This is a genomic window from Symplocastrum torsivum, from assembly GCF_059505465.1.
Map to the genome: position 1 here is coordinate 103,444 of NZ_JCACKQ010000009.1, position 14,441 is coordinate 117,884.

General features: G+C 45.2%; 19 protein-coding genes. 7 read left to right on the forward strand and 12 right to left on the reverse strand.

Translation table 11 applies throughout. The features are described from left to right. Nucleotides 1–151: 151 nt before the first annotated feature. Nucleotides 152–502 (reverse strand): hypothetical protein, encoded by a 351-nt coding sequence (locus tag AC5JL3_RS02710; RefSeq protein ID WP_192218989.1) that lies wholly within the window; start codon nt 500–502, stop codon nt 152–154. A 148-nt stretch (nt 503–650) separates the two neighbouring features. Between AC5JL3_RS02710 and AC5JL3_RS02715 the strand changes: the two genes are divergently transcribed. Continuing rightward, nucleotides 651–974 (forward strand): DMT family transporter, encoded by a 324-nt coding sequence (locus AC5JL3_RS02715; protein WP_496073023.1) that lies wholly within the window; start codon nt 651–653, stop codon nt 972–974. Between the two features lie 80 nt (nt 975–1,054). Here AC5JL3_RS02715 and AC5JL3_RS02720 read toward each other — a convergent pair whose 3' ends face one another. After that, nucleotides 1,055–2,221, reverse strand: coding sequence for an NAD(P)/FAD-dependent oxidoreductase (locus tag AC5JL3_RS02720; protein ID WP_496073024.1), 1,167 nt, complete (start codon nt 2,219–2,221; stop codon nt 1,055–1,057). Between the two features lie 311 nt (nt 2,222–2,532). Between AC5JL3_RS02720 and AC5JL3_RS02725 the strand changes: the two genes are divergently transcribed. Beyond that, a complete protein-coding gene (locus AC5JL3_RS02725; protein ID WP_192218986.1) occupies nt 2,533–2,868 on the forward strand; it encodes a XisI protein in 336 nt (111 codons plus the stop codon). Nucleotides 2,869–3,111: 243 nt separating this feature from the next. On the opposite strand, the gene AC5JL3_RS02730 is transcribed toward AC5JL3_RS02725, so the two are convergent. From AC5JL3_RS02730 to AC5JL3_RS02750, 5 genes are all read right to left on the reverse strand, one after another. After that, nucleotides 3,112–3,285, reverse strand: a complete 174-nt coding sequence (locus AC5JL3_RS02730; protein ID WP_496073025.1) for a PIN domain-containing protein — start codon at nt 3,283–3,285, stop codon at nt 3,112–3,114. Further along, complete coding sequence (locus tag AC5JL3_RS02735; RefSeq protein WP_496073026.1) at nt 3,282–3,527, reverse strand: UPF0175 family protein; 246 nt, start codon at nt 3,525–3,527, stop codon at nt 3,282–3,284. Before AC5JL3_RS02735 ends, AC5JL3_RS02730 begins: the two co-directional genes overlap by 4 nt. Nucleotides 3,528–3,597: 70 nt before the next feature. Next, complete coding sequence (locus tag AC5JL3_RS02740; RefSeq protein WP_496073027.1) at nt 3,598–3,747, reverse strand: hypothetical protein; 150 nt, start codon at nt 3,745–3,747, stop codon at nt 3,598–3,600. Nucleotides 3,748–3,761: 14 nt separating this feature from the next. After that, nucleotides 3,762–4,082 carry a DUF433 domain-containing protein gene (locus AC5JL3_RS02745; RefSeq protein WP_496073028.1) on the reverse strand — a complete coding sequence of 107 codons (321 nt, stop codon included), beginning with the start codon at nt 4,080–4,082 and terminating at the stop codon, nt 3,762–3,764. Between the two features lie 247 nt (nt 4,083–4,329). Next, nucleotides 4,330–4,626 (reverse strand): hypothetical protein, encoded by a 297-nt coding sequence (locus AC5JL3_RS02750; RefSeq protein ID WP_496073029.1) that lies wholly within the window; start codon nt 4,624–4,626, stop codon nt 4,330–4,332. 123 nt (nt 4,627–4,749) lie between these two features. Here AC5JL3_RS02750 and AC5JL3_RS02755 point away from each other — a divergent pair, with 123 nt between their 5' ends. Further along, nucleotides 4,750–4,905: a hypothetical protein gene (locus AC5JL3_RS02755; RefSeq protein WP_496073030.1), complete on the forward strand. Its 156-nt coding sequence runs from the start codon at nt 4,750–4,752 to the stop codon at nt 4,903–4,905. After that, nucleotides 4,906–5,187 carry a type II toxin-antitoxin system HicB family antitoxin gene (locus tag AC5JL3_RS02760; protein ID WP_496073031.1) on the forward strand — a complete coding sequence of 94 codons (282 nt, stop codon included), beginning with the start codon at nt 4,906–4,908 and terminating at the stop codon, nt 5,185–5,187. Between the two features lie 271 nt (nt 5,188–5,458). Here AC5JL3_RS02760 and AC5JL3_RS02765 read toward each other — a convergent pair whose 3' ends face one another. The 3 genes from AC5JL3_RS02765 to AC5JL3_RS02775 are packed head-to-tail and all read right to left on the reverse strand — an operon-like array spanning nt 5,459 to nt 9,565. Next, complete coding sequence (locus tag AC5JL3_RS02765) at nt 5,459–6,922, reverse strand: DUF1802 family protein (protein ID WP_496073032.1); 1,464 nt, start codon at nt 6,920–6,922, stop codon at nt 5,459–5,461. Nucleotides 6,923–6,932: 10 nt separating this feature from the next. After that, nucleotides 6,933–8,837 carry an ATP-binding protein gene (locus AC5JL3_RS02770; protein ID WP_496073033.1) on the reverse strand — a complete coding sequence of 635 codons (1,905 nt, stop codon included), beginning with the start codon at nt 8,835–8,837 and terminating at the stop codon, nt 6,933–6,935. Nucleotides 8,838–8,881: 44 nt separating this feature from the next. Continuing rightward, complete coding sequence (locus tag AC5JL3_RS02775) at nt 8,882–9,565, reverse strand: hypothetical protein (RefSeq protein ID WP_496073034.1); 684 nt, start codon at nt 9,563–9,565, stop codon at nt 8,882–8,884. A 173-nt stretch (nt 9,566–9,738) separates the two neighbouring features. Here AC5JL3_RS02775 and AC5JL3_RS02780 point away from each other — a divergent pair, with 173 nt between their 5' ends. Next, a complete protein-coding gene (locus AC5JL3_RS02780; RefSeq protein ID WP_496073035.1) occupies nt 9,739–10,467 on the forward strand; it encodes a DUF429 domain-containing protein in 729 nt (242 codons plus the stop codon). Between the two features lie 22 nt (nt 10,468–10,489). Here AC5JL3_RS02780 and AC5JL3_RS02785 read toward each other — a convergent pair whose 3' ends face one another. Both AC5JL3_RS02785 and AC5JL3_RS02790 read right to left on the reverse strand, forming a co-directional pair. Next, nucleotides 10,490–12,100: a serine hydrolase gene (locus AC5JL3_RS02785; protein ID WP_496073036.1), complete on the reverse strand. Its 1,611-nt coding sequence runs from the start codon at nt 12,098–12,100 to the stop codon at nt 10,490–10,492. A gap of 129 nt (nt 12,101–12,229) precedes the next feature. Next, nucleotides 12,230–13,012, reverse strand: coding sequence for an RNA methyltransferase (locus tag AC5JL3_RS02790; protein ID WP_496073037.1), 783 nt, complete (start codon nt 13,010–13,012; stop codon nt 12,230–12,232). Nucleotides 13,013–13,193: 181 nt separating this feature from the next. Here AC5JL3_RS02790 and AC5JL3_RS02795 point away from each other — a divergent pair, with 181 nt between their 5' ends. Continuing rightward, the gene (locus tag AC5JL3_RS02795) at nt 13,194–13,346 is read left to right on the forward strand and encodes a DUF2256 domain-containing protein (protein ID WP_192218977.1); all 153 of its coding nucleotides are present in this window, start codon (nt 13,194–13,196) and stop codon (nt 13,344–13,346) included. 76 nt (nt 13,347–13,422) lie between these two features. After that, on the forward strand, nt 13,423–14,373 hold the full coding sequence (locus AC5JL3_RS02800; RefSeq protein WP_496073040.1) for an isoaspartyl peptidase/L-asparaginase: 951 nt from the start codon (nt 13,423–13,425) through the stop codon (nt 14,371–14,373). Nucleotides 14,374–14,441 lie beyond the last annotated feature (68 nt).

Consider the following 14,441-nt stretch of genomic DNA (forward strand, 5'->3'; position numbering starts at 1 on the left):
GAATGTGTGATCGCTTCACTTGAAATGCTCAATTTCCACTTCACAGTCAATACTCAAGCGTTGACGGTCAATACTGTTTGCTTAACCATCCGCAAGAACACAGAGTGAGTTAATAATGTGTTTTGATCACTACTATTTATTGGTTCTAGTATTAAGAATTGTTGCCTAACAACGATTCAAACTCAGCTCTTAAGGACTGGATATCAGCGACTCTCGCCACTAACAAATTTTCCTTACCAGCATCATTTAACCGTACCTTCCAATACCGAATCCCTTCCGAGTGATTCATCCAAAATTGAATTACCGTATCCACAACCCGATCCATTTCCCAACCACCTTTAGGAGGAACAGTCTCTATAGATTCAAGGAAAGCATCGAGTGTGCATTGATAAGTTCCCACGTATTCGATGCCTGTTGATACGTTTCTTTGAATAAACGTCTGTTGATGGTTGAAGAAATCTAAAACTGGTGAGATACCTAAGATTTCAAACGTGTATTTCATCCCTGTGTTCCTATCTATTGGTAAGTTCTACAAAGATTTAACCAATAGTATGTCCCCCAAGTTTGTATCATTAACATCTAACTAAAGTTACGTTTTTGGTAAACCAGAAGTTGGATTTGGGAAGAAACTACGGGGACAGCGGCACTTCTTGATATACCGGGGGGAAAGCGAAAGTACTACGTTTGACCGCAACATGGTATCAAGGCAAAAGCTTGGCTTTCAGTGGAAAGATTTACCGTCCAGGCAGGTATTAGGAGCAAGTTTCTTTGCCGCCTTTTTTGGTACCTACCTGGCAATTTGGCTACAACAGACAGCCCTCAAATTTACAGCAGCAGGAATTGCCCAAACCCTTGCCGCGACTAGTCCTCTATTCGTACTGCCAATTGCGGTTTGGCTAGGTGAACTCGTGACGGTTCGAGCTGTTTTGGGTGTCTTGGTAGCAATTGCTGGGATTGCTTTAGTCTTAGGCTGAATGTCACTGACTTAAGCGAAAAATAGTCGTTTGTAGAAAAACCAGGCTTGGGGGTGTTCCCCAAACCGCCCACTATTTGATTAACTTGTCGGTGAAAGTTGAGCAATGATCGCATCCTCTTGCCCAGTTGCCCAACTAGCGAAGCGCTTGGCTAGGGGTGGGACAAACACCAGTGGGTTTGTAAATCCAGAGAAGACATAAGCTCCCTCTATATTACTAATCGCCCCAACAACAGGAAGACGGTTGTTGCTGAAAGCGACTAGGCAGTGATGCCAAGTTCCGGGTAGGTTCTCAAGAGTAGGCAAGATAGTCCCAATTTGGGAGCGAATCAGGGCTTCGCTGGTAGCTTGATCAACCTGCGCGTTGGGGTCAGTTAGAACACGACTGATTTGACCAATCCGTAAACTACCATCGAGAAACTGGATTACACCTGCGTCTAAAATGGGTGGCAGGGGTTCATGACCTGGCTCATCCCATAAAGGGTCTACGTCCGTCCTACTTGCTTTTTCTTCTAGGTCAAACCGCTTCGTATGGGCTGGCATTACTAGGGTATGGAGTTGGATGTCAACGGGTGGGGTTTCGATTAGTTCGGCATGGGTGAAGTACACAGGAACCTGAATCCCCACGGCTTTGAGTAAGGCACGGCTGAGTCCTCCGGCACAAACCACAGTTTTAGCGGCGTGATAGGTTGACTCTTTGGTTTTGACTCCCTTGATTTGATTGCCTTCTCGTAGCAGTTCCACAACTTGAGTAATCTGAACTTCCCCCCCAGCACGGTGGAAGGCTTGCCTGTAACCCTCAGCCAGTTTACTGGGTCGGATGTGACCGTGGCGAACCGTTAGTGCCCCGGCGATCGCATTTGGGTTGAGCAGTGGTTCTAGTTCACAAGCATCCTCTACACTCAGCAAGGTAGGGGGAATCGCAAAACGGCTATAGTTGTCTGCCACAGCTTGCGGGTTACTCTTCTTTTCAATGGTCAGCAGTAAATCTAACTCCCGAAACTGAGTATCCGTTTCTAACTCTTCAGATAAATGACGGTGACGTTCGATTCCTTCCTGGCAGAGGATTCGTGTTAAGTCTGATACGCCTGACCAATAGGCAAGTCCACCATACCCATAACGGGTGGCTCCTTGGAGGGTAGCATGTTGCTCCAGTATCAGAACACTAAAGCCTGCGATCGCTAGTTCATAAGCGAGTGCTGCACCTGTAATACCTCCACCGACCACAATCCAGTCGTATATTTTCATAGATTCTCTTGTCACGCCGATTGATAAACTCCTTGCAAAAGTCTACGATGCTCATTCATTAAAGTCTGAGTGATAGGTAGCACTTAGCGGTCAGCTATCAGCCATCAGCTTTTTCTGAGATTCCTGCTGCTTGGAGGATGTTATCGGAAATGACTATGATATGGGGCTTGTGCCTAAGTCCTAACTTCCTCTTTTTTGCTCCAAGTAACCTGTCAAACGATTTTTTTTACAAAATCTTTTATTCAATCAGTGATTCAACGAAGTCAAGTTAATCTTTTAGTCTATAACGTGGAAGTAGAGGAAATCGTAAGATGGCAGACTTGAGTAAATACCGAAACTGTATTCAGCAAATCCTAAAGGAATATGCAGAGTATGTCTCTTCAAATGATGAAATTGAAGCTCAAATTATTGCAGATACAGAAGGCGATCATTATCAACTACTTTATATGGGTTGGCAAAACAAGCGGCGAGTTTTTGGTCCTGTGATGCACTTTGACATCAAAGATGGCAAAATTTGGATTCAGTGGAATGGAACAGAGGAAGAGGTTGGGCAGCGATTAGTTGAAATGGGTGTACCGAAGGAGGATATTGTTGTTGGATTTCATCCACCCTATATTCGTGAGTTTACAGATTATGCAGTATGTTGAACTAACTAAATTTTGGTGATTTTTTCAAGGATTCCAAACTCTAAAGACGTATTAGATATCGCATTTCCTCCATCTCGTCATCAATCAACTTGTAAATCACGTAGAAGTAAAAGCGATCGCGCTCTTGATTATCACCTTCGGCTTACAACGAGGAGATGAGGGACTATCTACTGTTCACCAGCAGACTGCAAGACATTAGCGTACAGTTGTTTGCTAATTCGGAAACTTGCCTGAGCAATCAAATTATCCATTACGGGTTTGGACTTCAATCGTACCTGGTACTGTATAGCCTAAACCTGCCATTTCATTGTAAACAGCTTGGGGAATAATAATGCTGCCATAAAGTTGTTGCAATAGATTTAGCTGTCCAACGGCTGCAAGGTTGGTGATTGGAGAAGTGTTGCTGACAACCGTCACAAGTCACCTAGTTTCCGTAGTGTTTTGAGATCAGCTTGAAAATCTTCTACATCATAATGAACGCAAATTTCTCGCTTTGCAAGCTCCTGTTGGAACTCGATTAGATGCATCCCTGCTAGGCGACGGGCTTTTCCAATACTAATTTTGTATTTTTGGAAGAGAATAATCGCAATTTCTAGCCTTAATTCGGCTTCTGACATTCCTGCGGCTTGGAGGATGTCATCGGGAATGACTACGCTCATTATGTCTTCTGCCTCAGATTGCCAACTCTACTGACTTCAAGATAAGCGATCGCGATCGCATTTCCTCCATCTAGTCATCAGTCAACTTGTAAGTCCCGTAGGAAGTAAAAGCGATCGCATTAATGCATAGCATCCTGCTCTTAGTTCTTGCTCTCCCCCTAACGAATATACCTCGCCGACGCAACCCAGCCGTTACTGCTCGGTGTACGTGCTCATCCATATATAAGGCTAGACTCACTTCAATAGTCCCTGTGCCCGCAGTCTAGCAACGAAAGGAGATTCACCTGCTTCTTGGCGTAACTTCTCGGCATATTCCCCTCGTCGTTTGATATCGGCATCAAGTTCCTCTTTGTTGTCCCAGTAATAAGCTAATGCCGAGTAAATCTGGCTCATTGTCAAATAGGGATGTTGGAATTGCAACTCTTCAGGACTCCAACCATACGCTATCTGAGCCATGACCAATTCGACGACTTTCATGGTAGTTCCAGCAATGATTGGGACATTGCGCTCATCAAGTTGCACGTACTTATGAGGGGTCGTCGTTGGGGAAGTCATTACTATTTGCCTGATTCATTCGATTAATCTCAATTATCGCCTTGGGCAAGCCCAGTCTGAAATGCGATCGCGTTTCTCTTCTCAAGTGCGATCGCATTTCCTCCATCTAGTCGTCAGTCAACTTGTAAGTCCCGTAGGAAGTAAAAGAGATCGCTCTGTTCACTTCCTCTTTTTTGCCTCAAGTAACCTGTTAAAGTTGAGGAAAACCATAGTAGAATTTCGAGCAGTTCTTGTGGCTTTTCTCTAGCTAGTTTTGCAGAATATACTGACCAATAATTTTCTTAAGTTCTTGAGGTGCTTCAATAGCTATCGCGGCTCCTAAATCGGGACGAACAACCCACCACCAAATTAAGGTTTCCATCAGGCTTGGTGGCTCATTATTGGGGCACCATTCGATATAGTCTTCATTCACACCAACAACATTGGCACAAAGGTCATTTGCTCTAGCAACACGCTCATCGAGTTTCTCAAACTGCACGACATCTTGCCAATTAACCTGACTTGGAATTGCATTTAAAATTGATTGTACGTCTAGAGTAAGCATTACACTGTACCTCTGTTCTTGATGCTAGTTGTCTGGCTATTTCCTGCCTGGTTTCGTCTGTCACTTAAGTTAATTGGAGCGCACTCCTCTACTCAATCGTATCGTTAGCGATCGCGTTTACCTATGACTTATTGCAGAAGCGATCGCCTTTCCTCCATCTACTCCTCACTCAACTTGCAAATCACGCAGGAAGTAAAAGCGATCGCAAAGCCATCCTATTCCTTCTCATCACTGTTGAAAATTACAATGGTAAAATACCAATGGCGTTGGAGAGTCTGAATGAGTGTACGCAGTGTACGGTTTATCTTGAGCGATTATGTGGATAAAGCGAACGCACTAGCCATTTACGACAAGTTGGAAGACGGCACGTTTGTTGGTAAAATTCCCCTTTGTAAGGGAGTGATAGCCTTCGGAATGACGTTGCGAGAGTGCGAGGATGAGTTACGCTCAACACTGGAAGACTGGATTCTGCTGGGGTTAAAACTTAGACATTCCTTACCTGTGATTGATGGTATTGATTTAAACCAGGAGCCAACTTTTGAGCCGATGGACACCCTCTAAGCGTCGAGATTTTGTCAAGAAGTTGCGAAAACTTAACTTTGAGGGGCTTTTTTCTGGAACAAGGCATCAATTCATGGTTTACGAGCAGCATCGCCTTACTATTCCCTCTAATGATGAATATTCTGTTCTCAACTGCGAATGATGATTCAGGAAGTTGAAGAGATTCTAGAGAGGGAAATTACCCTTGAAGAGTGGAATAGCCTTTAAAATTTGGCACTAAGGCGATCGCGTTTCTCTTCCCAAGTGTGATCGCATTTCCTCCATCTACTCCTCAGTCAACTTGTAAATTACGCAGGAAGTAAAAGCGATCGCTTCTCCAATCACTTTCCTTAATTCGCCCCACGTAACCTGTTAAAGGTGAGGAAAGCTCAATCAGAATTTCGTGCATTTCTCGAAGCTGCAACGGCTGAGGAGGATTAGAACCGAAATAGGCTCCATAAAGAGCATCAACTCCAGCCTGATCTAAGCCTGTGTTTTCCAGAAAGGTTTTCACAAGCTGGACTAGATGCGATCGCAATTTGATATCTTTGTTAACTTTGTCGATGTAACTATCTACTTTATCGTCAGCTAAACCGAAGGGAGCTTGTTGCAAACACAGCTTAAGCTCTAGCAAATCTATAGAGTTTTTGTGCTGTGCTTGGAGTTTAACCAGTCTTTGCAACGTTTCAGGTCTGATGGCATTCATTTGATTTTCAATAGCTGCTTGAAGAGCTGGAGGAGTTAAAGGACCAGCGGCAACAATCAACTTGATTGCACGGTCAAATTCAGCTTTACCTAGATGGGTATGACCGAGATGGATTAGCTGAGCCGTTACGCTGTTCGGTACACTTTCTTTTTTACTGGCTTTGCATTCGCCAACTACTGGATAGGGTTTTTCACAGTAAAAATCTATTCCTCCAGCGCCTCCTGTAGCCTGTGGATCGAGGCTAGCTTTTGGGTTGCTGTTAGAATTTGTGAAACCTAGCTTTATTAAGCTCCTTCGGACTAATTTTTCAAATTCTTGACCCTCGCTGGAATTCCCTACCTCTGCAATTTTCTGAATCCAAGCCAAATCTGAATCTATTCGCTTTGCAGTTTGATTACTACTCCAGCCCAGAAATATTCTTATACACTGGTCTAGTTCCTCGGCTACTGGGTTTGTGGCTGATAAAAGAGCGAGCGCACTCTCCAACTCTTCCAATTCAGGATGCAACGGTGGCTGTCGTTCTTGCATTTGGCAACAGCGCTGTTCAAAGAAGGTGTTGTTTAAGACAGGCGTTGCTTGGGTAACCGTCAAAGATTGCGGTAGGGGAACAAATCGGGGATTGGGATTTACGGGTATTTTAAGGGGTTGAGGAAGTCGGTAAACTCGCAAGTAAGCAAGAAAAATATTCCCCCGCTTTGAGAGAGTTTGCTGTAAGGCTTCTTTTGTCCATACCGTCAGGTGCGGCAAAAAATCAAGGGGTTCGGATTCATCCAGCACTTGGCAGAGTTCACACCTTGCCCAGGCTTTAATCGAAACGGTTTCAGAACCAAGTTCAGCCAGACTTTTTTGGGCAATAGGCAGAAAGTTTGAGCGATAATGCTGCTCGGTTGACAGGACATTACTCGAAGTGTCGGAGGGATAGAGGGCAAATTGCCGCCCCGGATTAACGAATATCCGAGGCATTGCAGCTATCATCAACCCTCTGATTAAGGCTTCTATATCTGGGGCAGGCAGACATAATGCTGTTGGAATTGAAACCTGCTGACTCATTTTGGGTTATCTAAATGTTTAGCTCGATGTTATCTACTGAGTCAGATACAGTTTGAGGAATGCTAACAGGCATATCTTCATCCAACAAGTTTTCAGGCTCTTGACCAGAAGGATCGCTTAGAATCTCTCGGATGAGCGGGTTATCAATTGCTAACCTTTTCTGCCGTATAAAATCTAGAATTTCCTCCTCACTCAGTTCATAACTTTCACAATTATCCAAGACAGCTCTGATAGCTAAAAGAGGTTTGATATCTTGGCTCTGCAAAAGCACCCATTCTCCACCTTTTTTTAATAGCTTTTTTATACAGTCTTTTGCTCCGGCTGCTCCTGAATTTATTTTATTAGAGCGAACCAAGCAACCGCGAGTTATGTCAAATTTCTCATAGTTTATTAGTCGTTTTAATGCAGCTCCCTGATATCTTCCTCCAGATTGCTGAAGAACAGCCACTCCAATTTTTATGATTTCTTGATTTTCTTTGCCAACTATTTTAAAGTGAATATATCCTTTGTCTGCACTGTTGGCTTGAATCTCTTCAATTGTACTGATTGTTATATTCTCTAGCGTGTGGTTTTTTAGAGCAAAGAAGGCTGACCACAAAGCATCAGCAATTACATCATTATTTTCTTCCGATAAGACATCTATATTCTCTTCAATATTTGCCAATTCTGCCTCGAAGGAAGGTTCAACCAAATGTTTTGGTGGACGCGGTGGTAGCTTACCACCCTTGGGTGGGATTACAGGTTCTGGTATAATAAAATGTTCTGCACACCACTTTAATACTGCTCTTATGGTAGGTTTGCCCTTACCCAGATCTCTAAGTTTATTTTCATCAAATGGATAGAGCGGATGAGGTGGATTTAGTTGATTTTCTTCGTAAAACTCTTTCAACCAATAAAAAACTATTGCCAAAATATCATCAGAGTTCAGATAGTTTAAGGTGATAGGTTGTCTGTCCCTTTGTTCACTTACCAGCCGATCAATCACCGCTTCTGCTTGCGGCAAATGTTTAACTTGATCTCTCCAGGTTTCAGGATACATTGCCATCAGTAAAACGCCACGTTCGAGGTTGTTGTATAAATCCTTTGTTAAGTTAGCAACGACTTGTGCTGCTGTAAAGCCATTATCATCAGCATCCGCAACATCTAATTCATCAAAGCAGATTACAGGCACTCTGTAACTACTGGTTATGTCTAAAATTTGGCGAATAGTGCTTAATGCTTCAGCTTCCCTGTCCTCTCTTTTGGGATTGGGGAGTACCATTGCCTCTGCTTGTGTCTGCGTTAATTCCAAACCAGAGAGCCAATGAGTTGCATAGATAGCGTGTGCAGAAGAGAGTGTCCACAGAATAGCTTTCACTATGTAAGGATTGTTGATATGAGGCTTTATCTGAAGAACACTATCAGTCAAGAGTTCGACTACTTTATTTGAATGTTTACTCAACCATGATGGGAATAGGCGAATATACTGCTGAGGTGTGTAATTCCATTTCTTTACTTCATTAATCAAAGCTGCTGCTACTTCTTGCCACTGCATCACCCCTTGGTAACTACCAAATGCTCTGAGGCTAGAGGCTACGGTTTGAAGAAATTGATACTTAATCTGATTGAGGTTGTCATACTTGCTCATGTAGATAAATAAGGCACCGTTTTCTGCCTGCAAACGATGCCGAATCCGACTGATTATTTGGCTTTTTCCTAGCCCTTTTTCAGCGGTAATAGTGATGCCTACAACTTGACGCTGCCCTTGGCGTACTTGTGCAACTGCTTCCAAAACAGCATTAGAGGCATGAGCATTGATTGAAGGAACATCAGGAAAACTCTTTGCCCATATCTGCGGAGGTCTGACAACAATATGACCCGCAAACGGATTGTGACTTCTAATAAGGTCGTCAATATTAGATGGATTACTGCTCATAGGTTTGTGGAATGACTGAGTGAGAAGTGAATGACAATTTAGGGTTACAGAAGTCTGGCATAGCAGCGTAGTCCATCGAGTTCTGTGGTGATGGAATCTTCAATCTTGTCTGGGGCACTGTCTTCTACGCTGCCGCCTTGAAGCTGCAAAATGTCGTTAGCTTGCATTTCCATCAGCCACTCATTGAACTGAGAACGGCTAACACGATCGCCTATTTCCCGCCGAATCCGATAAATCGGCACTAGATTGTCCAGGTTGTAGTCGCGGTTAAGCTGGTCGTAGACATCTAACGCTATGTGCTTAAACTTGTCGTAAGATGCGATCGCATATGAGTCAGCCGATTTGCCATTGGTAGCTGCCGAGTTGACACCACCATCCATCTGTGAAATCCACCTGACTAAAGCATTAGCAACCCAAGTCCCAACAATCGAACCCTCAAACTTCACTTCAGGATGTTTCAGACTCTCGCCTAGGATTTCCTTACCTTTATCAGAGAGTTTGAATTTATTTTTATTGATTGCGATCGCTCCATCCTTTTCTAATTGGTCAAAAATTCCTTGATAGTCTGCTACTTTCTGACTCTTTGATACAATTCGTCTTGTCACTTGACTTTTCATCACTTCTTCCTTGCTGGCTCCGATATCCCACAAAGCAAGCAGCAAGCGAGTTTTAGCTTGGTGTTCGTTAACACCTGAACCCTTAGATTGGACTTTGTTTTTTGTTGACATATTAATAATTGCAGGTAAGTTGAGAGGTAGAATTAGTCTTTCAAAGGCTATTTCCCAGAGCTACAGTATCTACACAGCCCAAAGACAATAATCGGGAAACGCTATTCCTAATGCCACCGTAAATTTACGGAAACTTTAAATCTCCTCAAAGCAGGTAAATATCAGGTTGCTTGATGAAATTTTTAGGAATTGACCTAGGTTGGAGTTCTGGAGCTAGCGGACTGTGCTGCTTAGCTTGGTCAAATGGATCGTTGCACCTACTAGATCTAAGCCTTAAGCAAGCAATAACAGACATCCATAAATGGGTAGATAAATGGGCATCCTCCACAGAACCCGCAATGATTGCCGTTGATGCCCCAACGCTTATCCCCAACCTCACAGGAATGCGCCTACCGGATAAGCTCACCCACCAGCACTTTCGCCACTATCACGCCGGATGCTACCCCGCCAACCTCGGACGACCATTTGCACAACGCACAGTCGAGTTTGGTCTAAGTCTCGAAGCACGAGGCTTTACTCACGCCCCTGTAATTGTCCCCAAAGAATTAGGTCGCTTCCAAATCGAAGTATTTCCCCATCCTGCGAGCGTGCATTTATTTGGTCTAACTCGCATCCTCAAATACAAAAAAGGCACCCTTGCTGAGCGACGATTAGAACTGATAAAACTTCGTCAATACATTTTGGATATCTTGCCCACCCTAGAACCGACCTTAAACCTCTGTGCTTCCTCCCTCCCCGAAATCCCCACCACAGGCACAGCCCTCAAAGCCGTCGAAGACCAACTCGATAGCCTAATCTGCGCTTACGTTGCGGCTCACTGGTGGTACTGGGGCATTGAGCGCAATTGGGTACTAGGAGATGCCACAACGGGTTACATTGTTGTTCCCGCTCCAGCTAAGTAGGACAACGCAATTATGGCAGCAACTAATTAACAGAGTCTTCCGATGTGAGGGTTTGGCTAATTGTAGCCGTGCCTTCAGAAGGCGTTAAGGTTGTACTGGGAGTTACACGCGGTTGATTGAAGTAGTCATAAACCGTGCGAGAGATTTGGCGGATTAGCTCTTCAGCCGTGGCATCATTGTGGGGACGCTTCACCATAACAGCGACTAGGTAACGTTTACCCGACGGCATATCCACCAAACCAACATCAGCGAGTAGTGAGCCGATATTACCTGTTTTGTGGGCAATGATTGCTCCGGCACCCAATCCTTGAGGTAATAGGGAATTTGTTTGAGTCCGCTGCATAATGTCTAAAAGGCGATCGCGCGATCGCAATGACACTAATTTCCCTTGATTCACAAGCGACATCAAATTTCCCAAGTCTTTAGGACTCGTTGTATTCGTTCCTTCGACATCTGGTAGTGGGCTGTTAAGGCTTGTTGCCGACAAGCCCCACTCGCGGAAGCGTGCATTTAGTGCTGCTGCCCCACCGAGCCGGGTAATGAGCATATTAGTGGCGGTGTTATCACTAATTACGATCATCTTCGTTGCCACTTCCAAGGCTGTGTACTGTGTTCCAGCTTGTTTGTACTGCAAATCTCCAGAACCAGCCGCAATCATTTCCGGTTGCATCGTTAGGGGTTCATCCAACCGAATTTTGCCCTCATCCACATCCTGAAAAAACGCGACTAGAATTGGCACCTTGATTGTGCTAGCGGAAGCAAAAGTGGCATTACTCTGCCAGTCTAGATATGCCCCGGTATCCATATCGACAAGAAAGACTCCGGGTTGCAAGGTTGGGTGTTCTGCCGCTAATGTCTGCATTTGCGCTTTTAACTCAGGGATTTCCTGGCTCAGTGCTAGGGGTGTGCCCGTGTTAACCTCACTAGGGCTTTCCTGAACTTCAGCTGTGGGAGTCTCCTTAACCTTATCTGATGCTTGTGTTGCTGGATTTAATACCGACAATAGTGTCCCAACAATGGCACCAATACCAATCCCCAAAATCAATAGACGAATGATATGAATAAATGGACTCAGAGGACGCTTTGGGGAATGCCGAGGTGAACGAGCTTTCTTGCTTTGAGGCGACACAGAAGCAGGGGATTGTCGAACACGTCTAGTTCCCGTTCCCACTGGTGCCGGAGTAACAGGTATTGTTCCACCCATTCTTAACCGCTTGTTGCCCGGACGTAGATTGCTGGTATCCACCTGCTGTTTAGGGCGCGGGAAAGCTGGAGCCTCAATAGGAGCGCGTACAGTCCGTCTACGTGCCGCGTCAACGTTTGGTGAGAAAGGGTTTCCGCGAGGTATTCTGAGTTTTGGTTGCTGAGGATTAAGCTCAGAACCCGGTTGCAATGGCTGCACCTGAGGCAGAATACGGCTTACTGATTGTGGCTTTGGCTTGCGAGGTATCTGCCCCCTCACAGGAATAGCTTGGGGGCGTAGATCAGGCGGTTGAGGCAGTTTACGTGATTCCTCCTGCCCAATCAGTGGTTTTTGTTGGTTTCGACGCCGACGAATACGAAGGCGATCGCGTTGTCCCTGTTCCATTTCCAAATCCTCAGGCTGATGCCTCTTGTCCCTAGACGCTGCCACTCGTGGCACCTCCACTCCAACGCAATCCAGTTAGTTGTATACGGCTGTCCTACACTTAACTCTTTTAGCAGCAATTCGTTAATTGCTGGCATCCTAATTATCTCAACGAGTTATTTAACCAAGCCTATTTTAGAACTCATTTGGCTCAGAGCCATGACCCACAATAGGTGTTGGCAGACATTGTAGCGCCCATTCCATCTGGCGGAGAATCCCTCTAAGCATCGCCACTTCCCCAGCCGTCGGCGTGGCACGGTTGAACAGGCTTCGGAACTTCTCCATTCGCGCTGTTGCCGTATGAGGAAAGAGATAACCAATTTTTAATAAAACAGCTTCCAAGTGTTCGTAGTAGCCTTCCAAAACTTCGAGTGGGGCAGCATCGATCGGTTGGGGAGTCGGGAAGAAATTTTGAGGCTCGACTTCTGGAAATCCTTGAGCAAGCTGAAAAAGCTCGTAACAGCAAACAGCAACCGCCTGAGCAAGGTTTAAGGAGGGATAGTCGGCACTAGAGGGAATACAGACAAATCGCTGGGCATAATTGAGTTCAACATTGCTCAATCCCCGGTATTCTGGTCCAAAAATTAATGCCGAAGTTACGGCTTCTTCGAGTAACCAGGGCAGTGCCACTCTGGGGTGTTCCAGTTGAGTTGAGAGACTGCGGACACGGGCCGTCGTTGCGATCGCACGTTGACATCCTGTTAAAGCCAACGGCAATGTCTCCACCTGCTGCGCTGTTTCCAAAATATCTACGCCATGAACTGCCATCTGCCGCGCTTCTACTCCTAGTGGATCACACTGAGGATTCACTAGCACTAGCTGACTCAGTCCCATATTCTTCATCACACGGGCAACCGAACCTACATTCAATGCCCCAGCAGGTTCTACCAAAACAATCTTGACTCTTGCTAAACCCATCGTGAGCCTTCTAATCTGAAAATAGGTGATAGGTGGTAGGGGAGAGGGATTTTCATTCTTCGCTGCAAGCAACTGTTCATGGGTATCTAAGTTGGGAAGTGAGAGAGAAGAGAAGTTTTCATTTTTTTAGATATTTAATACTTCTTTACAATTAAATAGATAAATTACTCGTCAACTTAGTATGGTACGTCAGCGCTCTAAATCAGACCTTCCTACAAAAATTTGCCCTGTTTGTGGGCGCCCATTCACTTGGCGGAAAAAATGGGCAGAGTGCTGGGATGATGTAAAGTACTGTTCAGAACGCTGCCGCCGACGTAAATCTCAAGCCAATTAGCTAGTCAATTGTCTTAATTCCTTAACTTTTTGTACTTGACACTTTACACGTCATCCTTCAAAATTCATACTTTGTTATATCAGTCAATCAGGTGCAACCTAAACTTATTATTCATGGCGGTGCTGGTAGTTCCCTCAAGGGCAAAGCCGGAGCGGACGCGGTGCGCCAATCGCTCTATACAATCATTGAGGATGTTTATTCCTTATTGTTAAGTGGTGCTGATGCACGGGATGCGGTTGTGCGAGGCTGTCAACTGTTGGAGGATGACACTCGTTTTAATGCGGGAACAGGTTCAGTTTTGCAATCGGATGGGCAAATCCGCATGAGTGCAGCGTTGATGGAAGGCAAGTTTCAGCGCTTCAGTGGTGTAATTAATGTTTCAAGAGTCCAAAATCCGATTGAACTCGCTACATTTTTGCAAGATTCTGCTGACCGAGTGCTTTCTGAGTACGGGGCAGCAGAACTGATGCGAGAACTCAATACACCTGTTTACAATCCCCTAACTGACTTGCGATTGGGAGAGTGGATGCTGGAACGGCAGGAAAATTTTGACAAGACGATGGCGGGTGTCGTTGCGGAAACAGAATTAGTTAAGCCTGCTGAGGCGGGACGTGGAACAATTGGTGTCGTGGCTTTGGATACTCACGGATGCCTCGTCGCGGGGACATCTACAGGTGGTAAAGGCTTTGAACGAATTGGTCGCGTCAGTGACTGTGCAATGCCAGCAGGAAACTATGCGACGAAAAAGGCAGCCGTTAGCTGTACGGGGATTGGAGAAGACATTATTGATGAGTGTCTAGCGGCGCGGATTGTCGTGCGTGTCACTGACGGTTTATCCCTGGTTGAGTCGATGAAGCGTTCATTTACAGAAGCGAGGGAAAATCACCGAGATTTCGGTGCGATCGCCATTGATGCTACAGGTGCGATCGCTTGGGGGAAAACAAGCCAGGTTCTCCTGTCGGCTTATCATACAGGTGATCTGATGGGAGACACTCTGGAAATGACGGAGGATGTGCAAACCCTCTAGAGTGCCAGTCCAGTACTAGACCATATTGGCAGAAATAAGTGACCAGCTTAAGCAGGTTCGGGAAACCC

What these genes read in the sequence shown, in the direction of transcription:
- AC5JL3_RS02775 (WP_496073034.1), bottom strand. Translation starts at nt 9,565, where the DNA reads ATGTCAACAAAAAACAAAGTCCAATCTAAGGGTTCAGGTGTTAACGAA.
- AC5JL3_RS02780 (WP_496073035.1), top strand. Translation starts at nt 9,739, where the DNA reads ATGAAATTTTTAGGAATTGACCTAGGTTGGAGTTCTGGAGCTAGCGGA.
- AC5JL3_RS02795 (WP_192218977.1), top strand. Translation starts at nt 13,194, where the DNA reads ATGGTACGTCAGCGCTCTAAATCAGACCTTCCTACAAAAATTTGCCCT.
- AC5JL3_RS02770 (WP_496073033.1), bottom strand. Translation starts at nt 8,837, where the DNA reads ATGAGCAGTAATCCATCTAATATTGACGACCTTATTAGAAGTCACAAT.
- AC5JL3_RS02740 (WP_496073027.1), bottom strand. Translation starts at nt 3,747, where the DNA reads ATGGATGAGCACGTACACCGAGCAGTAACGGCTGGGTTGCGTCGGCGA.
- AC5JL3_RS02760 (WP_496073031.1), top strand. Translation starts at nt 4,906, where the DNA reads ATGAGTGTACGCAGTGTACGGTTTATCTTGAGCGATTATGTGGATAAA.
- AC5JL3_RS02765 (WP_496073032.1), bottom strand. Translation starts at nt 6,922, where the DNA reads ATGAGTCAGCAGGTTTCAATTCCAACAGCATTATGTCTGCCTGCCCCA.
- AC5JL3_RS02710 (WP_192218989.1), bottom strand. Translation starts at nt 502, where the DNA reads ATGAAATACACGTTTGAAATCTTAGGTATCTCACCAGTTTTAGATTTC.
- AC5JL3_RS02720 (WP_496073024.1), bottom strand. Translation starts at nt 2,221, where the DNA reads ATGAAAATATACGACTGGATTGTGGTCGGTGGAGGTATTACAGGTGCA.
- AC5JL3_RS02790 (WP_496073037.1), bottom strand. Translation starts at nt 13,012, where the DNA reads ATGGGTTTAGCAAGAGTCAAGATTGTTTTGGTAGAACCTGCTGGGGCA.
- AC5JL3_RS02735 (WP_496073026.1), bottom strand. Translation starts at nt 3,527, where the DNA reads ATGAGCGTAGTCATTCCCGATGACATCCTCCAAGCCGCAGGAATGTCA.
- AC5JL3_RS02755 (WP_496073030.1), top strand. Translation starts at nt 4,750, where the DNA reads ATGACTTATTGCAGAAGCGATCGCCTTTCCTCCATCTACTCCTCACTC.
- AC5JL3_RS02725 (WP_192218986.1), top strand. Translation starts at nt 2,533, where the DNA reads ATGGCAGACTTGAGTAAATACCGAAACTGTATTCAGCAAATCCTAAAG.
- AC5JL3_RS02750 (WP_496073029.1), bottom strand. Translation starts at nt 4,626, where the DNA reads ATGCTTACTCTAGACGTACAATCAATTTTAAATGCAATTCCAAGTCAG.
- AC5JL3_RS02745 (WP_496073028.1), bottom strand. Translation starts at nt 4,082, where the DNA reads ATGACTTCCCCAACGACGACCCCTCATAAGTACGTGCAACTTGATGAG.